Annotated in this window: 12 protein-coding genes; 4 read left to right on the top strand and 8 right to left on the bottom strand. The window is 41.6% G+C overall.

Annotated features, from left to right (window positions below):
- The first annotated feature begins 39 nt into the window (after positions 1 to 39).
- The 3 genes from BET01_RS08770 to BET01_RS08760 are packed head-to-tail and all read left to right on the top strand — an operon-like array spanning position 40 to position 4,462.
- Positions 40 to 1,800, top strand: coding sequence for a sensor histidine kinase (locus tag BET01_RS08770; protein WP_158585010.1), 1,761 nt, complete (start codon positions 40 to 42; stop codon positions 1,798 to 1,800).
- A 1-nt stretch (position 1,801) separates the two neighbouring features.
- The gene (locus tag BET01_RS08765) at positions 1,802 to 3,313 is read left to right on the top strand and encodes a response regulator transcription factor (RefSeq protein ID WP_120196425.1); all 1,512 of its coding nucleotides are present in this window, start codon (positions 1,802 to 1,804) and stop codon (positions 3,311 to 3,313) included.
- A 30-nt stretch (positions 3,314 to 3,343) separates the two neighbouring features.
- A complete protein-coding gene (locus BET01_RS08760) occupies positions 3,344 to 4,462 on the top strand; it encodes a glycoside hydrolase family 88/105 protein (RefSeq protein ID WP_120196424.1) in 1,119 nt (372 codons plus the stop codon).
- A 29-nt stretch (positions 4,463 to 4,491) separates the two neighbouring features.
- Here BET01_RS08760 and BET01_RS08755 read toward each other — a convergent pair whose 3' ends face one another.
- Positions 4,492 to 5,355: an AraC family transcriptional regulator gene (locus BET01_RS08755; protein ID WP_120196423.1), complete on the bottom strand. Its 864-nt coding sequence runs from the start codon at positions 5,353 to 5,355 to the stop codon at positions 4,492 to 4,494.
- Between the two features lie 150 nt (positions 5,356 to 5,505).
- Here BET01_RS08755 and BET01_RS08750 point away from each other — a divergent pair, with 150 nt between their 5' ends.
- Positions 5,506 to 6,909: a family 4 glycosyl hydrolase gene (locus BET01_RS08750; protein ID WP_120196422.1), complete on the top strand. Its 1,404-nt coding sequence runs from the start codon at positions 5,506 to 5,508 to the stop codon at positions 6,907 to 6,909.
- A 79-nt stretch (positions 6,910 to 6,988) separates the two neighbouring features.
- Here the strand turns inward: BET01_RS08750 and BET01_RS08745 are convergent, their stop codons facing one another.
- The 7 genes from BET01_RS08745 to BET01_RS21530 form a co-directional block, all read right to left on the bottom strand.
- Positions 6,989 to 7,480 (bottom strand): metallophosphoesterase, encoded by a 492-nt coding sequence (locus tag BET01_RS08745; protein WP_120196421.1) that lies wholly within the window; start codon positions 7,478 to 7,480, stop codon positions 6,989 to 6,991.
- Entirely contained in the window at positions 7,458 to 8,090 is a 633-nt protein-coding gene (gene rdgB / locus BET01_RS08740) for an RdgB/HAM1 family non-canonical purine NTP pyrophosphatase (RefSeq protein WP_120196420.1), read from the bottom strand. The genes BET01_RS08745 and rdgB overlap by 23 nt, the downstream gene beginning before the upstream one ends.
- Before the next feature lie 23 nt (positions 8,091 to 8,113).
- Entirely contained in the window at positions 8,114 to 9,406 is a 1,293-nt protein-coding gene (locus BET01_RS08735; RefSeq protein WP_120196441.1) for a lectin like domain-containing protein, read from the bottom strand.
- Positions 9,407 to 9,422: 16 nt separating this feature from the next.
- Positions 9,423 to 10,592: a THUMP domain-containing class I SAM-dependent RNA methyltransferase gene (locus BET01_RS08730; RefSeq protein ID WP_330512623.1), complete on the bottom strand. Its 1,170-nt coding sequence runs from the start codon at positions 10,590 to 10,592 to the stop codon at positions 9,423 to 9,425.
- Between the two features lies 1 nt (position 10,593).
- Positions 10,594 to 11,142 carry a phosphodiesterase gene (yfcE, locus tag BET01_RS08725; protein WP_120196419.1) on the bottom strand — a complete coding sequence of 183 codons (549 nt, stop codon included), beginning with the start codon at positions 11,140 to 11,142 and terminating at the stop codon, positions 10,594 to 10,596.
- A 65-nt stretch (positions 11,143 to 11,207) separates the two neighbouring features.
- The gene (locus tag BET01_RS08720; RefSeq protein WP_120196439.1) at positions 11,208 to 11,519 is read right to left on the bottom strand and encodes a rhodanese-like domain-containing protein; all 312 of its coding nucleotides are present in this window, start codon (positions 11,517 to 11,519) and stop codon (positions 11,208 to 11,210) included.
- A 158-nt stretch (positions 11,520 to 11,677) separates the two neighbouring features.
- On the bottom strand, positions 11,678 to 11,890 hold a 213-nt coding region (locus tag BET01_RS21530; protein ID WP_120196418.1), incomplete at its 5' end, for a hypothetical protein.

Below are 11,890 nucleotides of genomic sequence, written 5' to 3'. Positions count from 1 at the left end.
TTACTATATAATACAGACATGGGGAAAGGAAGTATGATTATGAATCGATGTATTATGTTGTTTAACAACCTATCTTTATATAAGAAGATTCTGACTGTTTTTTTATTATCGATGCTTGCCATCTGCATTACGTTCTTATTAAGTGTGAAAATCTTAACAACTCGCTATAACGAAGAACTTTATAAGACCAATGCAAACTCGCTCAATCACGTCACTACCTACTTAGAGTCAGAGATGCAGACAGTTGAGACTATAACAGACAGCTTAGTTGGAGATCAGACGATTCAAAGCAACCTGACTTTTCTCTCAGAAAATCCTTATAGCAACCGAAGAGCTCTGGCTCGCAGGGATATTTACCAGCAGCTTTATAGCTATATCTATCGTAGCAGCTATATCAAATCCATCAATATTATCCTAGAGGATGGAACCAATATTTGTATGGGTAGCTCTGATGATATTTTAAAGTTTGATGTTAAGGAGTTAAGTAAAAGTCTTGATTCCCTAAAAGGCGGGTCCATCTGGTCCTCCAGCATAGTGGCCGGTCCTGATACGGTTTGTGCCAGGCAAATTCTTAAGCTGAGATACTTAAGCTTAAAGAAACTGGGTGAAATGTATATTACCGTAAACATGGATAAAATGATTGAAGACGGCTTAACAAATTCAGGAAGCCTTTCCGAAAACTCCAATTTTATTCTCATGTCAGGAGGCAAGAGAATCTACCCCTCAGAACCTTTTCACGATGAATTAAGCCTTCAGTTAATTGAGGACATCAAACAACAGGAGAATGCTTATACCATTGCCACTTTAGATGGCAAAAAGGAATTTATCATTAGCGGACACATTCCTTACGCCAAATGGGATTATTTATATTTCAGGGATTATGATCCACTATTTTATGGCATTCGTCTGATTAGCATGCAGATCTTTCTTTTTACCTTCTGCATTATCACCGTAACTGCCGTATGGGTAAACGTAATCTTCCGCCACATCTTCCGCCACCTTGATTTTCTCATTGAGAAGATCAAATGTTTTGGTAGTGGAGAGGTTCCTGACCGCAATATTAAATTATATGATTATGAAAATCGCCAAGATGAGATTGGTCAGCTTCACCGCAGCTTTGATGAAATGACCCACAGCGTAAAGGTTCTTCGGGACGAAAATTATGACAAGCAACTTCTTGTCAGGGACTCTACCATTAAGATGCTTCAACAGCAGATCAATCCTCACTTTTTATACAACACCTTAGACACCATTAACTGGATGGCACAAAAATACGGTGCTGATGATATTTCCGTCATGGTCCGTTCTCTTGGAAATTTATTTAGAGCTTCTATCGCGGATCAGAAAGACATTATTCCATTATCCGAAGAGCTAAAAGTGCTTTATGACTATATCCGAATTCAGGAAATACGATTTAAGGACAGACTTAATTTTGAGCTTGATACCCCAGAAAAGATCTCTCAGATCTTTGTACCAAAGCTCTGCATCCAGCCTCTGGTGGAAAATGCCCTTAAGCACGCCATGGAAGATACCGATGAACTATGCAGGATCCGAGTTTCCATTCAAGAGATGGAACAGGATTACCAGATCCAGGTTTCCAATACAGGTTCCCAGTTTGAAGAGGACCTATTAGAGAAGATCGCCAACAAAGAGATCACCCCACAGGGCTCCGGGGTGGGTCTTCTTAATATTAATTCCAGATTAAAACTGCTTTACGGAGACAATTACGGACTGAAATTTTACAACAAAGGTGGAAAGGCAGTTGTCATGCTGTCCATTCCAAAGGAACAGGAGGCTTGATATGCTGAGACTAATGATAGTAGATGACGAACAGATTATAAGAGAAGCCCTTTCCCAGATGATTGACTACGAGTCCCTGGGCTATAAGCTAATCGCTACAGCAAAGAACGGTATGGAAGCTTATGATATTATCTGTGACGAATATCCAGATGTGGTGATTACAGATATCCGGATGCCTATCTTAAATGGCCTAGACCTGATCGACCGCTCTATCAAAGCAGATTCAAAGATTACGTTTATCCTGCTTTCTGGGTACAATGACTTTGAATACGCAAAGCAAGCCATGAAATACGGCGTTCGCTACTATCTATTAAAGCCAACGGATAAAAATGAGTTAATTGATTCTCTTGTCTCTGTGAGAAAGGAACGACTCATTGAAGAGGAAAATAGAAAGCTTCAGCAGGATCATTTCTTAAAAAGTCTGCATTTTCCCTTGGAACAAAGCTTTATCATGGAGGCATTAGAGCATCAGGACAACTTTTCTCCGGTCTTTCGAAAATATCAGGGGTTGTTATCCGTTCCAAAGGATTGCCAATATGCTTGCATCTGTTCCTTTGTAGAAGAAAGTTATTTAAAGAATTTTGCCTGTGACATAAAGCGGATGTTAGAAGTCGCGAAGATTCCCTTGCTTTTTTCCATACTTTACGTGAAGAACGCAGCAGTCCTTGTCTTCCCAGCCTCCACCCTTGTGATTCAAGAGGAGATGGAGCGACAAATCACTGAGTTAAAATATCCAGGCCAATCCGTAACCTTTGAAACCGAGTTCCTACATAAGGAATCCGCAGAACATTTATTTCATGAAATACTTTTAAAAATCTCTAGGTTTGAGCGAATTCTTCTAATAAAAGATGATGGCTGTTCCCACGAGATTAAAAATCACATTGCTTCGCCCTGGATGATAAGCCGACTGGAGGACTCCATTACTTCTGCCGAAAACATATTACAAAAGACTGCCCTTTTGGATTCCGCTTTCATGGACTCTATGCCATTAATCACAGCCCGAAGCCTTGCCTTAGGTCTGTTCCTTCAAAGTGGGGTAGAACAGGAAAAGCTTCCTACGGATGCTGCCTGCGATTTTTTTAGAAGGATATATTCCTGCAATTCGGTACAGGAAATCAGAGATTTGCTTTCCGTAGTCATGGTGCAGAAAACAAAGGACCCCGGTTCTCAAAAAATCAGCTCCAATATATCCATTTTAAAAACTTATATCAGAGAACATCTGGATTCTGAGAATTTGTCTTTAAAGTGGCTGGCTGAGAATTATCTGTTTGTAAGTGTGGGATACTTAAGCAAGCAGTTTATTAAAGAAGAAGGAATGCGCTTTTCGGACTATCTGAATAAAGAACGAATGGAAGAAGCCATACGTCTTATGACCTTTTATCACAGCGATAACGTAAAGCACATTGCCAGACAGGTAGGGTTTGGCAGCAATCCTCAGTACTTTAGTCAGGTATTTAAGCGGTATACCGGCCTTCCGCCGACCGAATATATTGAAACATTAAAAAACAAATAGGAAACACACACAAAAAGGAGAATCTTAATCATGACAAACGAACAGTTACTTGAAAAAATCCATTTAGTGGTGGAAAAACTTATGAACCTGGGAGGCAGCGATTACGATAAGGACCAAACTGTCAGTTCCAATGATACGAGCAAAGGAATCATACAAAGAGATTTCGGAATTGAAGAGTGGGACTGGCCCCAGGGAGTTGGACTCTATGGACTAAAAAAGCTTCAGGACTTTTATGGAGATGACCGTTATCTTTCCTTTTTTGACAACTGGTATAACGGGCATATAAAACGGGGACTTCCATCCATTAATATCAATACCACTGCTCCTTTCCTCCCTCTGTCTTATATTCAAGATAAATTAACAAATCCACAGGATTTTAAAAATCTTTGCAAGCAGAGAGCAGACTGGCTGATCCATGATCTTCCAAAGACTCCTGACAACGGCTTTCAGCACGTAACAAGTGCCATTGGAGACCGGAATGGAGTGAACTTAAACGAAGGACAGCTTTGGGTCGATACCTTATTTATGTCCGTGCTTTTCCTTAATCATATGGGATACCAGGAAAACAAGCAGGAATGGAAAGACGAAGCCACCCATCAGTTCCTTGTCCATATCAAATACCTTTTTGACAAACAGACGGGTCTTTTCCATCACGGCTTCCGCTTTGATCAGATGGATAACTTCGGAGGCATCTTCTGGTGCAGAGGCAATTCCTGGTTCACCTATGGAATTATGGAATTTCTAGATGATTGCAAGGAAGATTTAAGCCAGGGAGTAAGGGATTATCTCATTGACACCTTTAAGGCTCAGGCCAGTGTTTTGTTACGCCTCCAGGCTCCTTCTGGACTTTGGTATACCGTTCTCAACGATGATACCAGCTATGAAGAGGTTTCTGGATCCGCTGCCATTGCCGCAGGTCTGCTTCGTGGTGTTAAGGCTGGCATACTTGACGAATCCTATAAAAAAGCGGCAGACCGTGCGATCTTGGCGATCTGCGATAATATCTCCGAGGATGGCACTGTACTTAACGTATCAGCCGGAACCGGCATCGGCATGACCGCAGATCATTATAAGAACATCCTACTTATGCCTATGGCATATGGCCAAGCACTTGCGTTAACTGCACTATGCGAGGCGCTGGAGAAATAATAAAAAAACAGGAGGTGGAATCCTTTCATTTAAGATTCCACTCTCCTGGTTTTTTTTCGATAACCTGACGGGGTCTCGTCCCCGTGCTTTTTAAAAATACGCTCAAAATAAGTTACACTTTCAAAACCAAGCAGACCGGATATCTCTGTGATCGTATAATCACTGTTAGAAAGAAGTTCCTTTGCCTTTCTCACCCTGGCCAGATTCCGGTACTCGTTAACAGAAAAGCTTGTGACCTCCCGAAAGATCCGGCTTAAATAGGATTTACTGATGAAGAATTTTTCAGCAATCTCTTCTAGACTTTCTCCCGACTCGCAATGGGTGGTCAAATACTCTGCTACCTCATGGACTTTTCCATGCTTGGCAGTTTGTACCGTGGCGGGCATTTCTTTTAAAACACTTTTCTTTCTGATTCGATAGATGAGCAAAAGGATTTGGGACAACTTTAGACGAACCATAGTCTCATACCGCTCTCCCCGCTGTCCGATCTCATCCCGAATGCCAAACAAAAGAGACTTTATTTCCTCCCGTTCCAACTCTGAAACCTTTAAAACCCCATAATAATCTCCAAAGAGACGCTCCAAGGAAAATACACCTGCATTTTTTAACCACGGGTCCAGAATTCTCCCACTAAGCTGTAATAAAATCCGGTCATGCTTACCGCTTCCTGCCTGACTGGTTTTATGAACCTGTTCCCGGTTGATTAAAACTACATCTCCTGCTTTTACGTAATACGTTTCTTTTTCAATAAAATAATATCGTTCCCCCTCCAGGAGATAATAAAGTTCATACGTATCATGGAAGTGGTTCATCGTCATGGAATATTCCTCATCTCGCACTACCTCATCAATGACGAGACCCTCCATGCTCTCAGAAAATATGATTTTGTCCATTGTTCCCTCCAAGTTAGTAGCCAAAAGTATGATTTCATCAAAAAAAGCACCAATTATATAAGATTTATAATACTATAATGCATTATAATATGCAATATAGAGCCATTGAAAATATCTCAAAATATATCGCATCCCTAGGAGGACTCCATCATGAATTACTCTGACAACAAAATCACGGATTTAAAGATCGCCTACATCGGCGGAGGCTCAAGAGGCTGGGCCTGGACCTTTATGACTGACTTATCTATGGATGATTCTTTAAGTGGCACCATCCGCTTATATGACATTGATGAGTCTTCCTCTAAAAATAATGAAATCATTGGTAATCAACTCACTGACAGAGAAGATACCATTGGAAAATGGAAGTATGAGTCTTCCAAATCTCTGGAAGATGCTTTAACTGGCTGTGACTTTGCAGTGATTTCCATCCTTCCAGGTACTTTTGATGAGATGGAATCCGACGTTCATCTTCCAGAAAAGCTTAGCATCTATCAATCCGTAGGGGACACGGCTGGACCTGGCGGGATGATTCGTGCCCTCCGTACTATCCCTATGTTCGTTACCATAGCAGAAGCCATTAAAAAGTATTCACCTGAGGCTTGGGTCATCAATTATACCAATCCTATGTCTTTGTGTGTAAAAACTCTGTACCATGTATTTCCTCAGATCAAGGCATTTGGTTGCTGTCACGAGGTCTTTGGTACTCAGAAAGTATTAAAAGGTATCTGCGAGGAATCTCTTGGCCTTTCTGACATCGACCGTAAGGACATTCATGTAAACGTTCTTGGAATCAATCACTTTACCTGGTTTGATCAGGCTTCCTACAAAGGCATTGACTTATTCCCTGTTTACAGGGATTATATTGACGCCCATTATGAAGAAGGCTTTCATGAACCAGATAAAAACTGGGCTAACAACACCTTTGAATGCGCCCATCGTCTGAAATTTGATTTGTTCCGCCGTTATGGCCTGATCGCTGCTGCCGGAGACCGCCATCTGGCCGAATTCATGCCGGGAGATGAGTATTTGAAAGATCCTGAGACTACAAAGAGCTGGAAGTTTGGCCTTACGACTGTAGCATGGAGAAAAAATGACTTAAAGACCCGACTGGAAAAGAGTCATCGTTTGGTAAATGGCGAAGAAAAAATCGAGTTAAAACCATCTGGAGAAGAAGGTATTCTGCTTATTAAATCTCTCTGTGGACTTGAGCGAACCGTCAGCAACGTGAATATACCAAACACGAATTTACAGATTCCAAATCTTCCTAAGGATGCCATTGTAGAAACCAATGCTGTCTTTGAGCGCGACAGCATTAAACCAATTGTGGCTGGTTCTATCCCAGAAAATATTTTGGAACTGATCAAACCTCACGTGGACAACCACGAACGAATCTTAAATGCCGCTCTTACTTATGACCGCACTCTGGTATATGAGGCATTTGCCGCTGATCCTTTGGTAAAGAACAGGGCAACCGAAGAAGAAATTAAAACGTTAGCGGATGAAATGATTGCAAACACAGCCACTTACCTACCTGCTGGCTGGAAAACAAATTAAGTCCTACTCATGAAAAAGAGACAACCATTTACTGCCCTTTGCCGATTTAGGCTGGCGATGTATGGTTGTCTTTTTCCTTTTAAACTTTTAGGAAATTAAGGGTAAAATGGGCTTCTCCACTTTCGTCCACTTCCATGATCATATAAGATGGCTTACGCCCCTCTTGTCTAGGATAAGATAAACTTCCTGGATTCAAGATAATAACCCCATTATGTACCTCGTAAAACGGTCTGTGGGTATGTCCATACATAACGATATCAAGATCTCTTTCCCTAGCCTCCAGCTCAAGCCGTTCCACACCAAGGGAAACATTATAATAATGACCGTGAGTCAGAAGGATCCGGTATTTTCCAATGGTTATCTCTTTTTCCCGATCAAGATTGGAAAAAAAGTCATTGTTTCCAAGGACGATGTGAACCGGACAATCTTCTCCTGCCCAGCCTGTGATTTTTTCTTCGCTGCCTTCCGAATCTCCCAGATGAATGAGCATATCATAAGGACCGGTTTCAGAAAGGATCTTATAAAGGCTGTCGTCCTTACGATGCGTGTCACTGACAATCAGTATTTTCATCCTTCTTCCCCCCGTAATATTCCATAAGCTTACACTTCATCGTTTCCAGTGCCTTGCCGCGGTGACTGATCTGATTTTTCTGTTCCATAGTAAGCTGTGAGGCTGTCTTTTTGAACTCCGGAAGATAAAAGATCGGATCATAACCAAAACCTTCTTCTCCAGCAGGCGCGTCTGCCAATAGACCTTCCATGGCTTCTTCTGTATGAAGTACTCTTCCATCCGGTAATATTGCTGCGATGCTGCAGACAAATCTGGCACTCCGTTCCTCGCCACTCGCCTTAGCTGCACGGTTTAAAAGATTCTGATTCTTAATCTCATAAGAGGTGTCTTCTCCCATGTACCTTGCGGAATAGATACCAGGTTCACCGTCTAAACAGTCAACCACAAGACCAGAATCATCAGCCAGAACAATCCCACCAGTCTTTTCCCATACGGCTCTTGCCTTAATCTCGGCATTTTCCAAAAAGGTGGTTCCATCTTCTACAATGGAAAGATCGGCACCTGCCTCTTTCATGGACAGAACATTGGCTCCCAGATCCTTTAAGATTTCCCGAATCTCTCGCATCTTTCCCTCATTGCCGGTTGCAAAAATTATCGTTTCCTCGTTCATTATACTCTCCTTAATCGCCAGTTCTATCGGTCTGTCGTATACGCTTTTAAGCATAGATTACAGTCCTGCTTTTTCTCCAACCGCTCCCAGCTTTTCCCGTCAGGACTGATATAACCTTCTCCATCGGAAATATCCACCAAGGTGCGACCATCTCCTGCATCGTATTCGATGGCAGCCGGATGGACGGCACCTAGTGTCGTAATTTTAACTATGACAGCAAACCGTTCTCCCTTATAAAGCTTTTGCTCTCCCTCTACACTGCCGGTAATCGGAACTGTATAATAACCAGCATTGCCAAAGCTCCCTTTTGCTAGCAATACCTTCCGGTCAAAATCGCCGCCAGTTACAATATCATCCTCACCATTTACCTTCTCCACTCCATATATCTCATAGGAGGTATTAGAATCGGTTGCATAAAATCCCACTGCGGACAAGGTTTCGTCACTGTTTGCTCCGTAGACATTGGAAAACCATATGGTATCTTCCCCGTATCCTAACTGCCCGACCCAACCTCTTAAGTCCGACTGATATATATGGCTGTAATTATCAACATCCTCTGTAAGGGAATATACAAGATTGTTCATCCCTATGTTGGAATCGTAATAAGATACATAATAATACCCCTGGTCCCCAAATCCCTTTCCCCAGCTATTTAGACAGATAAATGCCCCGTCTCCGTTCACTTCTGCTTGAAAATTTTCTTTTGGATAATTATCATCCCAGCCAATGATCACAGAATCGTGATTTGGAGGTTCAGAGCCGATATAGCAATATGCATACGCTTCTTCGTTATAAGAGGCTGAACGGCTGTTTTCGTCGGTCATAGAGGTATACAAAGAACTTTGCACTCCCCCATAGCGAAGGACCGCCTGCTTAATCTTTTCATAATCCTTACCGGGAATCATCTGAACTTCCTGAACATGCTTTACCGCTTTTAGCCCCTTAGGAGAAATCCCATCACCATATGGGTCCTGAGCTTCCAAAACAGGTCCCTTCCATGACAAAAGATAAGCCAAAGACATGGTAAATTCCCCTCCCTCTTCTTGAGGAATGGAAAAACCGTTGCCAATGGACATATGATCTTCGGATAAATCAAGGGATTCTCCCGGAAGCAAGCTTGCCTCCATAGCCTGAAGAGACGCAAATGCCCAACAGGTTCCAAGATTTCCCTGGTTTTTCACAGCAGGTACCCTGTCCTCATTTCTGCCATCGTAGAATTTGGGAAGGGCGCCACTTGTTACAGGCACCTTTCCCACTACTGGTTTATCAGGGCTTTTGTATTGACACCCTGATAAGATTGAGACTGCTAAAAGCATCAAGGCAATCCTTGTTCTATTTTTCAACCGAATCTCCTGTTTTTCTTTTTGGTGGCTTTGGCCCCATAAACTGATAGAAATAGGTTTTCATCATACCGTTATAGATCTTACGGTTCTTATCTGCTTTTCTTCCAATGTATTTTTCTGCATCTTCGTAAGCCGTTATCATATATAAAGACCAAGCATCAAGTGCTTTATAGCGATCACCGATTTGGCGGTAAAGCTCTGGCAGATCTTTCTTTTCTTCCAGTCTCTCACCGTAAGGCGGATTGGTAATAACAAATCCGTACTTTTTGGGATGACTAAGTGCACTTACTGGTCTTTCCTGAAAATGGATCATATGATCCACTCCAGCAGCGGCCGCATTTAACTTGGCAGCCTTAATGATCTCTGGATCATTGTCATATCCCTGAATGTCTACCTTTACCTCTTTATCCACCATATCATTGGCTTCATCTAAGGAATCGTACCACATTTTTTTGGAAATCAGATTATCCCACTCTTGTGACAGGAAGGAACGATTCATGCCAGGGGCAATATTAGCCGCCATCATAGCTGCTTCTATGAGGAAGGTACCACCTCCACAGAAGGGATCCACTAAGATTCGATCCTTATTCCAGGGAGTCAGCATAATAAGTGCTGCAGCAAGTGTCTCCGTAATGGGTGCTTTACTGTTAAGAGTTCTGTAACCTCTTTTATGAAGAGATTCTCCAGTCGTATCAATTCCTACGGTCACCTGATCTTTGTAAAGAAACACTCTTACAGGATAGGAACTTCCATCTTCTTCGAACCATTCCAGTCCAAAGGATTTCTTCATCCGATCTACCATTGCTTTTTTCATAATGGACTGGATATCAGAAGGGCTAAAGAGCTTACTTTTGATAGAAGACGCTTTTGTGACCCAGAATTTTCCATCTTTCGGAATGTATTGTTCCCAAGGAATGGCCTTGGTTGCCTGAAAAAGTTCTTCAAACGTCTCCGCTTTAAAACTTCCCACTTTTAAAAGAATACGTTCCGTGGTACGAAGAAAGATATTGGCACGGCAAATTGCCTCATCATCCCCAAGGAACGTCACTCTTCCATCTTCTACTTCTGTGATGTCATATCCTAAATCTGTTATTTCTTTCTTTAATACCGCTTCCATACCAAAATGGCAAGGCGCGATGAGTTCAAATGTTTTTTTCACTTTATTCTCCTAAGTTCATTTCTATTATTTTATTTCCTTCAAAATCCAGGATAGAAAATACCTGATCCTCCAAAACTCCATACGTAGGCGGATTTCCTGCCTTTGGTATGGAAACAGATCCTGGATTTAATATGGTGATATCTCCTTCTCGCTCAGCGGTCAAAATATGGGTATGGCCATGAAGAAGGATATCTCCTTTTTGGATTGGTGGCAGATGATCTTTATGATAAATATGACCATGGGTGATATAGATGGTAAGACCATCAACTAAAACCAATCCATAATCTGCAAGGACAGGAAATTCCAATACCATCTGATCTACTTCTGTGTCACAGTTTCCTCTTACACAGTAGATTTGGTCCTTTATGCCATTTAACATAGAAATTACCTGTTTGGGTTCGTAGTCCCTTGGAAGATCATTCCTTGGTCCATGATACAGAATATCCCCTAACAAAATCAATCGGCTGGCACCGGATTTTTTATATTCATCTAACAGGAGCCTGCAATAATAAGCTGACCCATGAATGTCAGAAGCAATCATATATTTCATATTTCATTCTCCTTTAGTATATAATAGATATATTTTAAAGCTAGGGGATATATCTGTCAATGAATTTACCTACCCCACGCCATATATTTTCCTCGATAGTATGCGATTCCATTGGCTATACTAACCACTTTATATCCATGTGGCTCTAAATTTCGGCAAACCATCATGCTCTGCCCGCCCCTTGCGCAGTAAAAAATCAAAAGTTTATCCTTTGGCAAGGTGCGGGTCCAACTGTCCATCTCTTCGTAAGGAAGATTGACAGCACCTTTGATATGAGATTTCTGGTAAGACTGGTTATTTCGAAGATCTATAATCATAATATTATCATAATATTCAATATAATTATCAATTTCCCAAATTGGGATGGTCTGGAACATATTATCACCTGTCCTTTCTATATAATAATATATTCCAGACTTTCCAGTTTGCGAAAATATGTGATGGCCTTGCCTTTGAAACAAAAAAAACGCAGGAAAGGACCCCATTGTCTCTTTCCCACGCCTTTTATTTCGCTTTTTCGTTTTAATAATTCAAATTACTTATTGTTGTTACGGCTGCAGTCGTTGTAAGAATCCTTGCTGGAGTCATTGTAAGAGTTACGGCTGGAATCCTTGCTTGTGTCGTTGTAAGAGTTACGGCTGGAATCCTTGGTTGTGTCATTGTAAGAATTACGGCTAGAATCCTTGGTTGTGTCGTTGTAAGAATTACGGCTGGAATCCTTGGTTGTGTCGTTGTAAGAATTACGGCT

Origin of the sequence: Lacrimispora algidixylanolytica, assembly GCF_003609635.1 — a bacterium.
Taxonomy (GTDB): domain Bacteria; phylum Bacillota; class Clostridia; order Lachnospirales; family Lachnospiraceae; genus Lacrimispora; species Lacrimispora algidixylanolytica.
Note: the sequence above shows the minus strand (reverse complement) of the source record. Positions and strands in the feature narration are given on the sequence as shown.

Excerpts from the sequence above, each read along its gene's own strand:
- yfcE (WP_120196419.1), bottom strand. The coding sequence starts at position 11,142 with ATGAAATATATGATTGCTTCTGACATTCATGGGTCAGCTTATTATTGC.
- BET01_RS08720 (WP_120196439.1), bottom strand. The coding sequence starts at position 11,519 with ATGTTCCAGACCATCCCAATTTGGGAAATTGATAATTATATTGAATAT.
- BET01_RS08770 (WP_158585010.1), top strand. The coding sequence starts at position 40 with ATGAATCGATGTATTATGTTGTTTAACAACCTATCTTTATATAAGAAG.
- BET01_RS08755 (WP_120196423.1), bottom strand. The coding sequence starts at position 5,355 with ATGGACAAAATCATATTTTCTGAGAGCATGGAGGGTCTCGTCATTGAT.
- rdgB (WP_120196420.1), bottom strand. The coding sequence starts at position 8,090 with ATGAACGAGGAAACGATAATTTTTGCAACCGGCAATGAGGGAAAGATG.
- BET01_RS08735 (WP_120196441.1), bottom strand. The coding sequence starts at position 9,406 with ATGCTTTTAGCAGTCTCAATCTTATCAGGGTGTCAATACAAAAGCCCT.
- BET01_RS08745 (WP_120196421.1), bottom strand. The coding sequence starts at position 7,480 with ATGAAAATACTGATTGTCAGTGACACGCATCGTAAGGACGACAGCCTT.
- BET01_RS08760 (WP_120196424.1), top strand. The coding sequence starts at position 3,344 with ATGACAAACGAACAGTTACTTGAAAAAATCCATTTAGTGGTGGAAAAA.
- BET01_RS08750 (WP_120196422.1), top strand. The coding sequence starts at position 5,506 with ATGAATTACTCTGACAACAAAATCACGGATTTAAAGATCGCCTACATC.
- BET01_RS08765 (WP_120196425.1), top strand. The coding sequence starts at position 1,802 with ATGCTGAGACTAATGATAGTAGATGACGAACAGATTATAAGAGAAGCC.